This is a genomic window from Pseudoalteromonas sp. 1_2015MBL_MicDiv (assembly GCF_002407505.1).
GTDB lineage: Bacteria > Pseudomonadota > Gammaproteobacteria > Enterobacterales > Alteromonadaceae > Pseudoalteromonas > Pseudoalteromonas fuliginea.
On record NZ_CP012737.1, the window covers coordinates 1,467,016 to 1,482,777 of the forward strand.

A 15,762-nucleotide genomic window follows, 5' to 3' on the forward strand; every position below is an offset into this window, starting at 1 on the left:
ATGAGAAATTTTTCTAAAGTAACTGCTCTTGCGATTCTTATGTCTGTGTCAGGTGCTACATTAACAGCATCTGTTTTAGCGGCGCCAGACTACGCAAAGATTGAAGAGCGTAAGAAAGCAAAAACTAAAATCATGGGCGAGCGTACTGGTAAAAAGGTAATTAAAGCGTTTGATTTGTACGGTGAAGAAAAAGTTGAAGAAGCAATTGTTCTGCTAAAAGATATTGATCCATCTAATGACTTTGATAAGGCGACTGTAAATCGTTACTTAGGTAGCATGTACGCGCAGGTAGAAAAGTATGATGAAGCGATTAAATATACTAAGCAGGCGGTTGCGCCAGATGTTTTAAACTTTGCTGATCAGGAACAATCCCTTAAGTTATTAGGCGATTTACTTATTGGTACTCAAAAGTATCAAGAAGCTAAAAAAGCATATTTAGCATGGATTGATTTTACGGGCGATGAAGATCCGAAAGTTTACACACGTATTGCGCAAGCTAACTACGAGTTAAAACAATTTCGTGATGTTTTCGGTCCAGCAGACAAAGCAATTTCGCTTCAAAAGGAGCCGAACAAAGCTCCTTACCAATTAAAGTTAGGCTCTTATTTCGAGCTTAAAGACTATAATAATATGGTCAAAGTTGGTGAAGAAATTGTTCGTGTTTGGCCTGATGATAAAAAAGCTTGGGTTAGTTTAGGTAAATATTACCTACAAACTGAAAACTACAAAAAAGGTCTTTCGACCATGGAAGTAGCATTCAACCAAGGTTTTTTTGAAGCTGAAGTCGATTACAAAGTATTGTCTAACTTCTATTCTTTAAATGAAATTCCTTTTAAAGCGGCTGTTACGCTTGAGAAGGCTATTAAAGAAAAGAATGTTAAACGTACTAAGCAAAACGTTAGCGCGATTGCTAGTAATTACCATCGTTCTAAAGATCTCGTTAAAGCTGCTAAGTATTATGAAGAAGCTGCTAAATTTGATGAAGACGCTGAGCTTTACCGCAAAGCAGGTTCATTACTTTTACAGTCTGAAAAATTTAGTGCTGCTGTTGTTCGTTTGAACAAAGCATTAGAGCTAGGCTCTGATAAAAAGGGCACTATTTACTCAGATTTAGCTGAAGCATATTATTACCAAGGCAAGTACAAGCAAGCTCATGCTGCTATTACTAAAGCCATGGATGACCCACGCACTCGCAAGTTTGCAAAGGGTTGGGCTACATACATTAAAGATAAAGCCGCTCGCAACGGTGTTAAAATTTAATTTTTATTAGCTAAAGCAACTTTTAAAAAGCCCCTCTGGGGCTTTTTTTATTGGAATTACTATGTATAAAAAGCTCTCTTTTTCATTACTACTGTGCCTATTTTTAGCCGCATGTTCAAAGCAGCCTCAACCTTATGAGTCATTTGAAGATGCACAAGTCGGTTTAAAAACTTTAAACATGGCGCTTGTACTATCAGGCGCTAATAAAACAGATAATATTACTAAAGAGCAATTGGTCTTTTCTGATGCATATTTAGCTAAACGCCATACTATTTATCAGAACTTAATGGGCATGGAGCTTAATCTCAATCAAATAGCACAAGTAAATTACTTGGTTATTGCCGAGCGTTTTCCTGAGCGCTATTTTAATTGGCCGGCTCAAGTAGATGTATTAAAGAACATGCTTGCTTTTGAAGGCACAAAAAACACACCGGATAATGTTATTACCTGGCTTAAGTTAACCCAAGAAACGTTAGACAGTGCTAAACAAAGCAATTTAAAACTGAATAAAGTTGAACTTGCATTGTTACAAAGTTATGTATTGAGTGCGATAGGCACTAACGACGTTCAACCAGCGCTTAAAAGCCATATAAGGGCTTTTAGCGATTATTTAGCTAGTTACAGGCCCAGGGGGAGTGTTGGTCTAAGAGGCCTGCCAAATGGAACCCAGTGGTATCAGAGCAAACTTAATTACTTTAGTGGCGAAGTACATTCACCATTAGAATGGGTTACTCTTTTAAATGAAAAAATAAAAGTATTAGATCGTGTTGCATTCGACAGTAAACAGCCAACTTCTCACCAGAAATCGTTTTTAGTTCAGTATTTATCTGATGAAAAATTAATAGAAGGCTTGGATTGGCAGGCTAACTATCAAGACTTACCTGCAATGGCGAGCAATATGGACATGTCTGATAAAGATAAAACATTGATGCTTGCGATGATGGAATCAGATATAGGTATTCACTATCATGCGTGGACTTTGCCTCAAGCAAAGGTGAACCTTGTAAAGCGCCTAAAAATGAGTCCAGAAGAGGCTCAGTATTTAGTTGAAGATATAATTCTCTACCCTGGGCAATCATTTAGTTTTATAAAGCAAATGATGTAATGATGTGAAAGTGCGCTTATGGTGCGCACTTTATACATCGTTGAGTTGCAGGGTCTTGCTCAAGTAACTTTGCTGATATTTTTTCTTCGCAGTCACAACAGTAACCATATTGGCCAATCTCTATTTGGCTAACGGCAGCTTCTAATTTAGTCATGCGACTAATTAAAATAGCATACTCCGGACCTAACTTTTCTGCCGCACAGTCTAACCATTCATTGTTGGCTTTATTATCTAAAATTTGTATTAAATGGTGATGTGCAGGGTAGGCTGATTTAGAAAGCATAGTTAATATATTTAATTTAACTTGCGCTATTTCATCGTTCAGTCTTTGTTGATGATGCATTATCAGTACAACCTTATTAAATTGGCTTTACGTTATACTGATATTATCTATAGGCTTTAAGTTAGCTGTTATGATTTGAATCAAGTTGCGGTGCTTTGGCGTATTTATTTAATACGCTTGCCACATCTTCTTTACTTTTTAAACGTCTGATTTCATCAAATAAATCGATAGCTTGTGGGTATTGGCGTTTTAGGTAACCAAGCCATTGTTTAGTACGTGACGCAAAATATTTTTCATCCTTTGCAGGGTCTTGATGGATAGCAGAGTGGATTAAGTGATAAATAATATGCTCCCACTCAAGTCCATCGTATTGTTCATTATTTACATGAGCTTTAATTTTTTTTGCTAAATCAGGGTGCGAAAGGGCGCCACGACCAAGCATTAAATCAGTACATCCACTTCGTTTTTGGCAAAGCATTGCGTCTTCTACTTGCCAAATTTCACCATTGGCAACAACGGCAATATTTTTATCTTTTGTTATTGGTGGAATTTTTTCCCAATAAGCAGGCGGATTATAGCCATCACGTTTGGTGCGAGCATGTATTGCAATGCTATTTGCTCCAGCACTGACAACCGCATCTACAATTTCTTGGCTGTTACTATCATCATCAAATCCTAAGCGGATTTTTGCACTAACTTCATGCTGATCATCTACAGCGTCTCGGACTGCTTTAATAATCGTATACATGTGGTCAGGATCTTTAAGCAGCACAGCCCCGCCTCGACTACGGTTAACCGTTTTTGCTGGACAGCCAAAATTAAGATCAACACCGTGAGAACCTAATGCTATAGCTCTAATCGCATTTTCTGCTAAAGGGTTCGCTTCTTGTCCGAGTAGTTGGATACGCACAGGCGTTCCTGCTCGCGTAAAACCATTATTATGTAATTCAGGGCAATAGCGGTGAAAAACTTTATCGGGTAAACATGTTTCAACCACTCTTACAAACTCGGTAACGCATAAATCGAACCCACCGATGTCGGTGAGTAATTGACGCATTTTAAAATCGACAACACCTTCCATAGGCGCTAAAACAAGTTTCATAAGGTGATTATTTCTGAGAAAAACAGGACGCATAGTTTACCTGTAAATCTTACATTGATAAATCTGTAATTACCGACCATATTTAATGAAGTAAGTGCAAAAGCAAATATTATGAAAATAATTGAAAGTTTTTATTTTTGTGCGGGTCTACTTAAGCATACAAGCAATTTAAAAATACATTTATATTGCTGAGATTTACAATCCTTGATTAAAGAGAGTCATAAAATGAATACAGTTAGAAAAAATACAATCGCGTTAACTTTAGGTGCAGTAGTTGTTGGCTCTGCAAGTTTTGTATCTGCTGATGTACAAGCTAACCCATTTGAGTTTCAACAGTTAGTGACAGGTTATCAACTAGATGCTGCTGAAGGTAAATGTGGTGAAGGTAAATGTGGCGGCGATGCCAAAGGTAAAAAAGAAGGCAAGTGCGGCGAAGGCAAATGTGGCGGCGATGCTAAAGGCAAAAAAGAAGGCAAGTGCGGCGAAGGCAAATGTGGCGGCGATGCTAAAGGCAAAAAAGAAGGCAAGTGCGGCGAAGGCAAATGTGGCGGCGATGCCAAAGGTAAAAAAGAAGGCAAGTGCGGCGAAGGTAAATGTGGCGGCGACGCAAAAGGTAAAAAAGAAGGTAAGTGCGGCGAAGGTAAATGTGGTGGCCGTTAATATCTTATTTTAAATAAGGTATGCTAAAAGGGCCTTAAGGCCCTTTTTTGTTAAGTTAGAGGTAGTTATGACACAAACTAAAAGTATAGATTTCGGAATGGTTGGTCTTGGCCTCCGACGAGAAATGCTTAATGAACTGCTTGAACACGTACCTAATCAAGTAGATTTTTTAGAAGTTGCACCAGAGAATTGGCTAAAATTAGGTGGGCGCTTTAAGAAACAGTTTAAAACATTAACAGATGCAAATAATTTTGTGTGCCATGGATTGTCACTTTCTATCGGCTCGCCCGAGCCACTGGATGTTGAATTTGTTAAATCTTTAAAAGTTTTTTTTAAAGAGCACAATATAAAATTTTTTAGTGAGCACTTAAGTTACTGCTCTGGCGCGGGCCATATGTATGACTTAATGCCAATTCCGTTTACTCAAGATGCGATAGCACACGTTGTACCACGTATTAAGCAAGTTCAAGATATACTTGAGCAACAAATTGCGATAGAAAATGTTTCTTATTATGGTGCTCCTGGGCAGCAATTATCAGAGCTTGAATTTACGAATACTATTTTAGAGCAAGCTGACTGTAAGCTTTTACTCGATGTGAATAACATTTACGTTAATTCGATAAATCATGGCTATAACGCGCAAGCATTTTTAACAGGGTTACCTTCTGAGCGTATTGCTTATGGACACGTTGCAGGGCACTACAATGAGGCTGATGACTTAATAGTTGATACACATGGCGCAGATGTCATTGATCCTGTGTGGAAGCTACTTGATAAGGCGTACGAAGTACATGGTGTGTTTCCAACTTTGCTTGAGCGTGACTTTAATATCCCTACTATGAATGTGTTAACCAAAGAGTTGGATATAATTCATGGGCTGCAAGCTAAATACCTTAATTCAAGTGTTTCAAAACAACGAGCTTAATATAAGCCTTTATAAACATTAAAAGAGTGCCTAGTGATGAGCTTTATTGAAATACAAAACGAATTTATGGCGCATATTCGCGAGCCTAAAAAAAATAAACGGCCCAGCGGTATTGAAGATAGACGTATGGCCATTTATCGCGATCTATTTTTTAATAATATTGAAGGTTTTGTATCATCAGGTTTTCCGGTGTTAAAAACCTTATACACAGACAAACAATGGCATTCCCTCGTACGTCAGTTCTTTAGCGAATATGATTGTCATTCGCCGTACTTTTTAGATATAGCAGGGGAGTTTATTAATTACTTATCAAGTGATTATAAAATGAAAAAACACGACCCCGTGTTTATGCTAGAGCTTGCTCATTACGAATGGGTAGAGCTAGATGTATCGATTGCACATGAAGATGAGCAAGCGCAAAAATTACAAACAACAGCACTCACTAGTTCTGCTTTGTATTTATCTAACGCTGCAAGAAATTTAAGTTATCAATTTCCGGTTCAAAATATCAGCACAGAGTTTATACCTAAAGAGCCATCAACTCAGCCTAATTACTTTGTTGTATATAGAGACGAAAATGATGATGTGCAGTTTTTAGCAACAAATGCGATGACAGCTTTGCTATTGTCAATCATAGAGGTAAGTGAAGGTGCGACATTTGACAACGTTTGCCAACAGGTATTAGCTCACGCTCCACAATTTAATGCAGAGCAAATTGCTCAAGGTGCGTTGGTTACCCTTAATGCAATGGTTGAACGCGGTGTCATTGTGACAAAAAATCAAGATTAAGGTCTTTATTGATAATTTTACATCGTCTATTATGACAGCCTTATTTGCCGTGCTTAATAAAAGGTTGTACCAATGTCAGATGATAAAGACTTTAAAGATCCGTTCAACGCTACTTACTTTCTTGCATTTTTAGCTATATTTGCAGGAATTGGTTGTTTAAATGCAATTTTAGGTTGGATCACTAGCTTAACCTAAAATGCATAGCGTTTATTAAGGCTGTTGTTTACTTCAGCCTTGAACCTCTTTATTTTTAATTACCCCGCTTAAACTATAATAACGTCAAACTCGCATTTAAAGGTCAGTTAAGGTTATAATCACCTGCTTTGTAATATAAATAATTGAGCAGTTAAAATTATGACTCAAGTAACACCAGCAATTATCAAAAACAGCATCACTACAATTGCTGATTATCCAAAAGCGGGCATTATGTTTCGCGATGTAACTACTTTAATGGCAAATCCAGAAGCCTTTAAAGCCACAATTGACGCTTTTATCGCTGAATATAAAGATCAAGGTTTTACTAAAATAATTGGCACAGAATCGCGTGGCTTTATTTTTGGTGCGCCGTTATCTTACGCGTTAGGCATTCCCTTTATTCCAGTACGTAAACCAGGTAAGTTGCCGCGCGAAGTTATTCGTCAAGATTACTTGCTAGAATACGGTGAAGATACATTAGAGCTGCATGTAGATGCAATTGTACCTGGCGATAAAGTATTGTTAGTGGATGATTTATTAGCTACTGGCGGTACAATTGAAGCCACTGCTAAATTAGTTCATAAACTAGGTGGCGAAGCTACAGATGCAGCATTTGTTGTGTCATTACCAGAACTAGGTGGCGAGCAGCGCATCAAGAAAATGGGTATTAAAATCCTAAAATTGGTTGAATTCGAAGGCGAGTAATCGATGAGTTATCAGGTTCTAGCGAGAAAATGGCGTCCTCAAACCTTTCATGAATTGGTTGGGCAGTCTCATGTTAAGCAAGCGCTTGTAAATGCGCTTACACAAAATAGACTGCATCACGCTTATTTATTCACTGGAACCCGCGGTGTGGGTAAAACGACCATTGCGCGTATTTTTGCTAAAAGCTTAAATTGCGACGAAGGTATATCTGCAAATCCGTGTGGTCAATGTAGCAGCTGTTTAGATATAGAAGCAGGACGCTATATTGACTTACTCGAAATAGATGCGGCTTCTCGAACTAAAGTAGAGGACACCCGCGAAATACTCGATAACGTTCAATATGCGCCAACGCGTGGACGTTATAAAGTATATCTAATCGATGAAGTTCACATGCTCTCAAAGCACAGTTTTAATGCACTTTTAAAAACGCTTGAAGAACCACCAGAGCATGTGAAATTTTTATTAGCGACGACCGATCCACAAAAGTTACCAGTTACTATTTTATCTCGTTGTTTACAATTTAACTTAAATGCCTTGTCGCAAAGTGAAATTAAAGCACAGCTTGAGCACGTACTTACTCAAGAACAGCTCAGCTATGACAATGATGCACTTAGTATTATTGCAAAAGCCGCTGACGGCAGTATGCGTGACGCACTGAGCTTAACCGATCAAGCTATAGCACAAACAAATGGTGATATTAATAATCAAGCAGTACAAACAATGCTTGGTTTGATGGATACACATTATAGCCAAAGCCTATTAGCTGCACTACTTGCCCAAGATGGCACAGCTTTAATGGGCGAAATAGCACACGTTGCGAGCAGAAACCCAAACTATATTGCCTTACTTGATGATTTAATTGCGTTAACACATTTAACTCAACTGACTCAATTAGTACCACAGGCAGCAGGGCTTGATGAAACGAACGCTGATTACATAACGCACGTTGCACAGCATACGAGTCCGCAACAAATACAAATTTATTACCAGTTACTTTTAAACGGTAAAAAAGATTTACAATGGGCACCAGAGCCTCGATTAGGTTTTGAAATGCTTATGCTAAGATTATTAGCATTTAAGCCTACAGATGCCCAACAAGTTGTACACACAGCCAACGAAGAGCCCGTCCAAAATAAACAAGGCCGAACAAATGTACTGCGAGATATATTAAATAAAAACAAAACATCGCAAGACACCGTAGCTAGCCAAAGCAGTGCTCCAGTAAATAATACTAAGCCAGTTAGCAATACAGAACAGCCTAGAGCCGTTGAGATAGAGCCTTTACCTAATGCTGCCGCTCAGACATCAAATAATGACGTCGTGCAAAGTAATAATGAGCCAGCCCAAGTTGCAGTAGTTCAACCAGTTCAACAAAGTGAAAACGCTTCAAAGCAACAGGCTTCAGCTAATGAGCCACCGCAAACCAATGTTGTTTCGGATGCTCAAACACAGCGTCAAAGTGAAGATGAAGCTTACATGCAACACAGTGATGTAGAGCAAACATTGGCCGCGCAGTTTGATGATGTGATGAGTAGCGCTGTTGATCAGGGGTTTAATCCACAAAAAGATATAAGTGCTAATCAGCAAAATCATTTGCCGGAACACTCAACAAGTATTGAAAAAAATAGTTTTGACCCGCAATCAGACTTGCAAAACCAGCAACAACACGATGAAAATGCTTCGATAGTTGAACGCGAGGCAAAAGCGCAATCGGCTATTGCGCGAATATTGCGTGATCGTAATATATCAGGCTCAGGAAAGCTTTCTGGGACAAACTTAAATACGGCAAAGGCTAGTTCATCAAACGTATCTAACAGTACTGTTACTAGCCGTACTCATAATGTCGGTGCAGTGCCAAAAAATGAAAATACAGTGGCTCAGTCAGCTGAGCGGCCAAATAGCGCTGTATCACAAAACCATAAGTCAGTACCTACACAGTCAGACAACCCGCCTTGGGCTACTGATACAGTAGGTGAAAGTGAAAAAAAGCCACCGCTCCCAGTAACGGGGAGCCAAACACCGGCTAATAATCAAGGTTTTGACAAACCTGAAAAAATTGATTTTAAAGCAAAGCACCAAACAATTACTGAAAATCTAGCGCCAGAGCTGCTTGAGCAAATAAACCCTCAAAAAGTACCTGAAGCAGCGCCCGAGGAAATTAGCATTCCCGTGCCTGATGATTTTCAAAGTCCAATTAGTGAAATTAGGTTTGCACACCAACAAGATGAGTGGGCTTATTTAATTAAACGTATGGGACTGGGCGGTCGTATGCGCCAATTTGCGTTGCATTCAATATTTACCAAGCAAGGCAACAGTTTACATATAGATGTTGATGAATCTCAAAAGCATTTAGATACACCGATGCTTCGCCAAAGGTTAGATGCCGCATTGTCGAGTATTTATGAGCATAACGTGTCGTTAAGTATTAATTTTGCTAAGGGAGTTATTGATTCCCCTTATCTTATTCAGCAAAAAATTGATGCAGGTCGTCATCAACAAGCAATCGATGTGATCACATCGGATGAAAACATAGTACAATTTCAGCAAGTATTTAGCGCCGAAATTGACGAAAACAGTATTCAGGCATTGTAATTACTTACAATCGCCCTTATGTTCATGTTAATTAATGTATTAAAAGAAAGAGAGAAAGTTATGTTTAAAGGTGGAATGGGCAACATGATGAAGCAAGCGCAGCAAATGCAAGATCGCATGCAAAAAGCCCAAGACGAAATCGCAACTCTTGAAGTTGTTGGTGAAGCCGGTGCAGGTTTAGTTAAAGTAACTATGCTTGGTAACCACAATGTACGTCGTGTTCAGCTTGATGAGAGCTTGATGGAAGACGACAAAGACATGATTGAAGACTTACTTGCAGCAGCATGTAACGATGCTGTACGCCGTGTTGCAGAAGAAACACAAGAGCGAATGGGTAAAGTAACTGGCGGTATGCAATTACCACCAGGTATGAAAATGCCGTTTTAAGTAAATAATGCAACTTTCAGATAGTTTAAATCAGCTTATAGAAGCACTGCGCTGTCAACCGGGCATTGGTCCAAAGTCAGCGCAACGTATTGCTTTTCACCTGCTTGAGCGCGACCGAAAGGGAGGCACTCAGCTTGGCAATGCATTGACTAAAGCAATGACCGCCATAGGGCATTGTCAGTCTTGTCGCACCTTTTGCGAACAAACGCAATGTGATATTTGTTTAAGTACAAAGCGCCAAGACAGCGGCATATTATGTGTTGTTGAATCGCCTACTGATGTGCTTGCTATTGAGCAAACTGGTCAGTACTTAGGGCTATATTTTGTCTTAATGGGTCATTTATCGCCAATTGACGGTATCGGCCCTAAAGAAATTGGCTTAGACGTTTTAGAGCAAAAACTTGCTCAAGGCGGTATTAATGAGGTTATTTTAGCGACTAACCCTACTGTTGAAGGTGAAACTACTGCTCATTATATTGCGCAGCTTTGTCATAAATATAAAGTAGATGCCTCGCGTATTGCTCACGGTATTCCTGTGGGGGGCGAGCTTGATTTGGTTGATGGTAGAACGCTGATGCATGCCTTTAGTGGCAGACGCGCTGTTACTCAAGACTAACTTAAAGTCACTATTTGAAAACATATTGTAAAAGCCTACATGATTAACTTATGTAGGCTTTTTGTTTTTAAGGTAAGCTTAGAAGCAGTCTAATACCAATCCGCAATAATACTTAATCATTTTGCGGGCTAAACGTGTCGCTACCTGCGTTAAAAAGTTCTCATTTAGAACAACTCAATAGCGAATTTTTGCCTAGCTATCAACACGTTTTTCCGCCCTAAAAATAGATCATTTAATTAAACGAATTGGTATAATATATTTTTGGGCTATGTCTCTAATTAGTAAGGAATACAATGAAAGATAATCAACCCTACCAAGGTACATTACTGGGTAGTAAGCGTTTTTTACCGCTTTTTATTACGCAGTTTTTCTCAGCAATAAACGATAATGTGTATAAGCAATCAGTGCTTATTCTATTGATATTTCAGGCTGCAACGCTTGCAGATGGCGCACTTTATTCTAATATTGCTGCAGGATTATTTATTCTACCTTTCTTTTTATTTTCAGGGATGGCGGGGCAGCTTGCTGAAAAAACAGAAAAATCCAAACTTATCCGAATCGTAAAACTATGTGAAATCCCTATTATGGTTGTAGGGGCAGTCTCTATTTTAACTCAGTACGTTTGGCTGATGTTAGCCACCGTATTTTTAATGGGTGTACAAAGTACGTTTTTTGGGCCATTAAAATACTCTATTTTACCCCAGCACGTAGCACCTAGCGAATTAACAAAAGCGAATGCCTTGGTTGAATCGGGCACGTTTGTAGCAATACTGATTGGTACAATTTTTGGCACTTACTATATTACTCAATCGCTAGGTCCTACGGCTATAAGTATTGCGGTATTAGTGCTGGCTGTTATGGGTTATGTAAGCAGTCGTTTTATACCCGTTAGTGAGGCGAACGAGCCAAACTTAAAATTTACCTATAATATATTTTCATCCACAAAAAACGTATTTACAGCACTTAATTCGCAAACAGAATCGGTTGGTAAGTCAGTGCTCGGGATCAGCTGGTTTTGGTTAATTGGCGCCATCGTTTTAACGTCCCTACCAAATTATGTAAAACATGTAATGGGCGCCGATGAATTGGTGGTAACCAGTGCACTGGTTGTGTTTTCATTGAGTATTGCTATTGGTTCATTACTGTGTGAAAAGTTATCTCGCTCTCGTATTGAGCTAGGCATTGTGCCCTTTGGCGCTATTTTAATTACCTTGTTTTTATATTTACTGAGCCAAGAGCCCGCTATTAGTACCTATAAACCTCAAAATACTGAATTATTAACACTCGAACAGGTATTGAAAACAGGCGATATGATGTGGCATTTCATATGGATGGCAGGCATAGGCATTGGCGCCGGTTTTTACACTGTACCGCTATATGCGCTTATTCAACAACGGACTGAAGAAGCGAGTCGATCACGAGTAATAGCGGCTAACAATGTATTAAATGCCTTGTTTATGGTCGGTAGTGCTGTTTTAAGTATTGTCACGTTGTCTGTTTTTCAGTGGAGTATTTCAGAGCTATTATTGCTACTTGCGGGGCTAAATTTACTTATTTCTGCTTATATTTATACTAAAGTACCTGAATTCTTTTTACGCTTTGTTATTTATATTTTGGCCATTTGTATGTACAGAGTGCGTACAAAAGGTGAAAGTAATATACCTGATGAAGGCGCTGCTGTTATTGTGTGCAACCACGTGAGTTTTGTTGATTGGATGTTTATTTTAGCCGCCTCACCAAGGCCTATTCGATTTATGGTATTTGCCCCTATTTATTATTCGTCAGCTCTGCATTGGTTATTTAAAATGGCTAAAGCTATTCCCATTGATAGTGAAAAAACCAATCCTGAAGCGTTTAAAAAAGCCTTTGACGAAGTGGCTGCTTCGCTTGAAAAAGGCGAGCTTGTTGGTATTTTCCCTGAAGGAAAACTAACCAGTGATGGCTCTATCGATATCTTTCGCCGTGGAATAGAGCGTATTATTGAGCGCTCACCTGTGCCCGTTATTCCTGTGCATTTAGGGGGCTTGTGGGGGAGTATGTTTAGCCGTAAAGCTAAGTGGCAATTACCGCGATTAAAATGGTCTTTGGTGTCGGTTGCAGTGGGTGGCCCGATTGCAGCTGACAAAGTAGTAGCAGACGATTTACGTGAGCATGTTTTAGCTTTGAAAGCGCTTCACTCTAAAGGTGTTGATTAATTTAATGATTAATTTAATAGATAACTCAACATCGCATACACCTTCAGAACCACACATTATAGTTGATGATTTTGTAGCGCCTAAATGCGACGGGTTTATTGAAATATTATATCAAGATGACGATATTTTACTGATCAATAAACCCAGTGGGTTATTAAGTTTGTCGGGCAAAAATACGCTTAATTGGGATTCAGTGCATTACCGTTTAGTACATGGTCAAAAAGGGTTAACAGCCGCTTTTGCTGAGGCTAAGTTACCGCATCGATTAGATTTGGGTACATCGGGTATTATGATTGTTGGATTAAACGCGATTGCGTCAAAGCATCTTAATAAACAGTTTCAGGCACGTACTATTCAAAAGCGTTATGTAGCGATGCTTGAAGGGTGCTTGGCTGTTAGTGAGGGGGAAATTACTGCACCAATAGCAAAAGATAAGCTGCTTTTTCCGCGAGTTAAAATTTGCCAATCGACTGGCAAAACCGCAGTCAGTGAATATAAAGTACTGGAACGGCTAAAACAACCATACAGAACCTTAGTGCAATTTACGCCAGTTACTGGGCGTACTCATCAGTTACGAATACACAGCCAGTTTATAGGCCACCCTATTTTAGGTTGCGATTTATATAAAAGTGCGCAAAGTGAAAATATGGCTGGGCGCTTACAATTACATGCAAGCGATTTATATTTTGAGCACCCCGTCAGCGGCGAGAAAATTCATATTAATTGCCCGCACTCGTTTTAAATAATTTTACTGTTCTTTGTTTTCGTTTCACCTTTTTTAAATTTTTCCCTTGAAGTTCTAACACCTCACCCCATATTAAGTGCATAACGCAGACACTTTGCAAATTGGAGATATATAAATGACTGCAGCTCAAAAAGAAACATTAGGCTTTCAAACAGAAGTAAAACAATTATTAAACTTAATGATTCATTCTCTTTATTCTAATAAAGAAATATTTTTACGTGAACTTGTGTCAAACGCATCAGATGCGGCAGACAAGTTACGCTTTTTAGCACTATCTCAAGGCGATCTATACCAAGGCGACGCTGATTTACGTGTGCGTATTAGCGCAGATAAAGAAGCAAACACAATTACCATTTCAGATAATGGTATTGGTATGACGCGCGATGAAATCATTAGCTCATTAGGGACTATTGCAAAGTCAGGCACTGCTGAGTTTTTCAAAAACTTAACAGGGGATCAAAGTAAAGATTCACAATTAATTGGTCAATTTGGTGTTGGTTTTTACTCAGCATTTATTGTTGCCGATTTAGTAACTGTTCGTACACGTAAAGCGGGTGAAACAACAGCTTACGAGTGGGAATCTCAAGGTGAAGGCGAATACACACTTCAAGAAATTGAAAAAGAAGGCCGTGGTACCGATATTATTTTACATCTTCGTGATGAAGAAAAAGAATTTGCTGACGATTACCGCCTACGTGGCATCGTAACTAAATACTCAGACCATATTTCAACGCCGGTACAAATGTTTAAAGCAGAAGTACCAGAGTCTGAAGGCGAAGACGGCGAAAAAATTCCAGCAGTACCAGGTGAATGGGAAAGCATTAACCGCGCAACTGCATTGTGGACACGTGATAAGTCAGAGCTTTCTGATGAAGAATACAAAGAGTTTTACAAGCATGTAAGCCATGATTGGGAAGAGCCACTTAGCTGGGCACATAATAAGGTTGAAGGTAAGACTGAATACACTAGCCTTTTATATATTCCTAAAAAAGCACCTTTCGACTTATGGAACCGTGAACGTCAAAGTGGTTTAAAACTTTACGTACAACGTGTTTTTGTAATGGATGATGCTGAGCAATTCATGCCAAGCTACCTTCGCTTTGTGAAAGGTTTACTAGATTCAAACGATTTACCACTGAACGTATCTCGTGAAATTCTACAAGACAACAAAGTAACGCAAGCTATTCGTAAAGGGTGTACATCGCGCATTATTAAAATGCTTGAGCGTATGGCTAAAAACAAAGCTGACGATTACCAAGTATTTTGGAATGAGTTTGGCCAAGTAATGAAAGAAGGCCCAGCTGAAGATGCGGCAAATAAAGAAGCCGTATGTAAGCTACTACGTTTTTCGTCTACTCATACTGATTCAGAAACACAAGATGTGTCGCTTGAGCAATATGTTGAGCGCATGAACGAAGGCCAAGACAAAATTTACTATGTAGTGGCTGATACATTTACCTCTGCGAAAAACTCACCGCATTTAGAGATTTTCCGCAAAAAAGGCATTGAAGTATTACTACTAAGTGACCGTGTTGACGAGTGGATGATGAGCCACTTAACTGAATTTGCTGATAAGCAACTACAGTCAATTACACGTGGTGACTTAGATTTAGGTAAGCTTGACGACGAAGAAACTAAAAAAGCGCAAGAAGAGTCTGAAAAAGAGATGGCTGGCCTTGTTGAGCGTATTAAAACAGCACTAGGTGATGACGTTAAAGAAGTACGCTTTACGCACCGCTTAACAGATTCTCCAGCATGTGTTGTAAGCGACGACAACGACATGAGCTCACAAATGCAAAAGCTAATGGAATCTGTTGGTCAAGCAGCCCCAGAAGCAAAACCTGTGTTTGAGCTAAACCCAGAGCACCAACTTGTTAAGCATTTAAATGATGAACAAGATGAAGATAAGTTTTCACAGTGGTCACATGTTTTATTAGACCAAGCATTACTTGCAGAACGCGGTACACTTAAAGATCCAACAGGGTTTGTTACTCGCTTAAATAAACTAATGCTTGAACTAAGCAAATAAGCAAATAGCTATTTACTCAGTTAATAAAGTATAAATTATATACTTTAAATAAAAGGGAACGTGTGTTCCCTTTTTTAATGCGCTGTAAATACACCTGCGACTCATCAATTAGTATAAGTTGCTTGAGTATCTGCGGCGCTTGTGGAAGAATTCAGGCTTTAAAATAAATATCCA

The 15,762-nt window shown here is 39.0% G+C and carries 15 protein-coding genes; 13 read left to right on the forward strand and 2 right to left on the reverse strand.

The window, feature by feature from the left end; all coding sequences use genetic code 11:
• Both AOR04_RS06750 and AOR04_RS06755 read left to right on the forward strand, forming a co-directional pair.
• Positions 1-1,260: a tetratricopeptide repeat protein gene (locus tag AOR04_RS06750; RefSeq protein ID WP_007375869.1), complete on the forward strand. Its 1,260-nt coding sequence runs from the start codon at positions 1-3 to the stop codon at positions 1,258-1,260.
• Between the two features lie 61 nt (positions 1,261-1,321).
• Positions 1,322-2,365 carry a hypothetical protein gene (locus AOR04_RS06755; RefSeq protein ID WP_096792838.1) on the forward strand — a complete coding sequence of 348 codons (1,044 nt, stop codon included), beginning with the start codon at positions 1,322-1,324 and terminating at the stop codon, positions 2,363-2,365.
• A 16-nt stretch (positions 2,366-2,381) separates the two neighbouring features.
• On the opposite strand, the gene AOR04_RS06760 is transcribed toward AOR04_RS06755, so the two are convergent.
• Both AOR04_RS06760 and AOR04_RS06765 read right to left on the reverse strand, forming a co-directional pair.
• The gene (locus AOR04_RS06760) at positions 2,382-2,708 is read right to left on the reverse strand and encodes a TraR/DksA family transcriptional regulator (RefSeq protein WP_007375867.1); all 327 of its coding nucleotides are present in this window, start codon (positions 2,706-2,708) and stop codon (positions 2,382-2,384) included.
• Between the two features lie 61 nt (positions 2,709-2,769).
• Positions 2,770-3,750 carry a tRNA-dihydrouridine synthase gene (locus tag AOR04_RS06765; RefSeq protein ID WP_008138430.1) on the reverse strand — a complete coding sequence of 327 codons (981 nt, stop codon included), beginning with the start codon at positions 3,748-3,750 and terminating at the stop codon, positions 2,770-2,772.
• A gap of 225 nt (positions 3,751-3,975) precedes the next feature.
• On the opposite strand from AOR04_RS06765, the gene AOR04_RS06770 reads away from it, so the two are divergent.
• The 11 genes from AOR04_RS06770 (at position 3,976) to htpG (ending at position 15,588) form a co-directional block, all read left to right on the forward strand.
• A complete protein-coding gene (locus AOR04_RS06770) occupies positions 3,976-4,410 on the forward strand; it encodes an HvfA family oxazolone/thioamide-modified RiPP metallophore (protein ID WP_007375865.1) in 435 nt (144 codons plus the stop codon).
• Positions 4,411-4,477: 67 nt separating this feature from the next.
• Positions 4,478-5,335, forward strand: a complete 858-nt coding sequence (locus AOR04_RS06775; RefSeq protein WP_033016272.1) for an HvfB family MNIO-type RiPP peptide maturase — start codon at positions 4,478-4,480, stop codon at positions 5,333-5,335.
• 36 nt (positions 5,336-5,371) lie between these two features.
• Positions 5,372-6,124 carry an HvfC family RiPP maturation protein gene (locus AOR04_RS06780; RefSeq protein ID WP_007375863.1) on the forward strand — a complete coding sequence of 251 codons (753 nt, stop codon included), beginning with the start codon at positions 5,372-5,374 and terminating at the stop codon, positions 6,122-6,124.
• Between the two features lie 72 nt (positions 6,125-6,196).
• A complete protein-coding gene (locus AOR04_RS22015) occupies positions 6,197-6,319 on the forward strand; it encodes a hypothetical protein (RefSeq protein WP_007375862.1) in 123 nt (40 codons plus the stop codon).
• 159 nt (positions 6,320-6,478) lie between these two features.
• Entirely contained in the window at positions 6,479-7,024 is a 546-nt protein-coding gene (apt, locus tag AOR04_RS06785) for an adenine phosphoribosyltransferase (RefSeq protein WP_007375861.1), read from the forward strand.
• A gap of 3 nt (positions 7,025-7,027) precedes the next feature.
• Positions 7,028-9,616, forward strand: coding sequence for a DNA polymerase III subunit gamma/tau (gene dnaX, locus AOR04_RS06790; protein ID WP_096792839.1), 2,589 nt, complete (start codon positions 7,028-7,030; stop codon positions 9,614-9,616).
• A gap of 60 nt (positions 9,617-9,676) precedes the next feature.
• Positions 9,677-10,003 (forward strand): YbaB/EbfC family nucleoid-associated protein, encoded by a 327-nt coding sequence (locus tag AOR04_RS06795; RefSeq protein WP_002962306.1) that lies wholly within the window; start codon positions 9,677-9,679, stop codon positions 10,001-10,003.
• A 7-nt stretch (positions 10,004-10,010) separates the two neighbouring features.
• Positions 10,011-10,619: a recombination mediator RecR gene (gene recR, locus AOR04_RS06800; protein WP_007375859.1), complete on the forward strand. Its 609-nt coding sequence runs from the start codon at positions 10,011-10,013 to the stop codon at positions 10,617-10,619.
• 293 nt (positions 10,620-10,912) lie between these two features.
• The gene (locus tag AOR04_RS06805) at positions 10,913-12,814 is read left to right on the forward strand and encodes an MFS transporter (protein WP_096792840.1); all 1,902 of its coding nucleotides are present in this window, start codon (positions 10,913-10,915) and stop codon (positions 12,812-12,814) included.
• 4 nt (positions 12,815-12,818) lie between these two features.
• The gene (locus AOR04_RS06810) at positions 12,819-13,556 is read left to right on the forward strand and encodes an RluA family pseudouridine synthase (protein ID WP_096792841.1); all 738 of its coding nucleotides are present in this window, start codon (positions 12,819-12,821) and stop codon (positions 13,554-13,556) included.
• A gap of 118 nt (positions 13,557-13,674) precedes the next feature.
• A complete protein-coding gene (htpG, locus tag AOR04_RS06815; protein ID WP_096792842.1) occupies positions 13,675-15,588 on the forward strand; it encodes a molecular chaperone HtpG in 1,914 nt (637 codons plus the stop codon).
• The last annotated feature ends 174 nt before the right edge of the window (positions 15,589-15,762 follow it).

What these genes read in the sequence shown, in the direction of transcription:
- AOR04_RS06765 (WP_008138430.1), bottom strand. Translation starts at nt 3,750, where the DNA reads ATGAAACTTGTTTTAGCGCCTATGGAAGGTGTTGTCGATTTTAAAATG.
- AOR04_RS06795 (WP_002962306.1), top strand. Translation starts at nt 9,677, where the DNA reads ATGTTTAAAGGTGGAATGGGCAACATGATGAAGCAAGCGCAGCAAATG.
- htpG (WP_096792842.1), top strand. Translation starts at nt 13,675, where the DNA reads ATGACTGCAGCTCAAAAAGAAACATTAGGCTTTCAAACAGAAGTAAAA.
- AOR04_RS22015 (WP_007375862.1), top strand. Translation starts at nt 6,197, where the DNA reads ATGTCAGATGATAAAGACTTTAAAGATCCGTTCAACGCTACTTACTTT.
- AOR04_RS06750 (WP_007375869.1), top strand. Translation starts at nt 1, where the DNA reads ATGAGAAATTTTTCTAAAGTAACTGCTCTTGCGATTCTTATGTCTGTG.
- AOR04_RS06755 (WP_096792838.1), top strand. Translation starts at nt 1,322, where the DNA reads ATGTATAAAAAGCTCTCTTTTTCATTACTACTGTGCCTATTTTTAGCC.
- dnaX (WP_096792839.1), top strand. Translation starts at nt 7,028, where the DNA reads ATGAGTTATCAGGTTCTAGCGAGAAAATGGCGTCCTCAAACCTTTCAT.
- AOR04_RS06770 (WP_007375865.1), top strand. Translation starts at nt 3,976, where the DNA reads ATGAATACAGTTAGAAAAAATACAATCGCGTTAACTTTAGGTGCAGTA.
- AOR04_RS06760 (WP_007375867.1), bottom strand. Translation starts at nt 2,708, where the DNA reads ATGCATCATCAACAAAGACTGAACGATGAAATAGCGCAAGTTAAATTA.
- AOR04_RS06810 (WP_096792841.1), top strand. Translation starts at nt 12,819, where the DNA reads ATGATTAATTTAATAGATAACTCAACATCGCATACACCTTCAGAACCA.
- recR (WP_007375859.1), top strand. Translation starts at nt 10,011, where the DNA reads ATGCAACTTTCAGATAGTTTAAATCAGCTTATAGAAGCACTGCGCTGT.
- AOR04_RS06805 (WP_096792840.1), top strand. Translation starts at nt 10,913, where the DNA reads ATGAAAGATAATCAACCCTACCAAGGTACATTACTGGGTAGTAAGCGT.
- AOR04_RS06780 (WP_007375863.1), top strand. Translation starts at nt 5,372, where the DNA reads ATGAGCTTTATTGAAATACAAAACGAATTTATGGCGCATATTCGCGAG.
- apt (WP_007375861.1), top strand. Translation starts at nt 6,479, where the DNA reads ATGACTCAAGTAACACCAGCAATTATCAAAAACAGCATCACTACAATT.
- AOR04_RS06775 (WP_033016272.1), top strand. Translation starts at nt 4,478, where the DNA reads ATGACACAAACTAAAAGTATAGATTTCGGAATGGTTGGTCTTGGCCTC.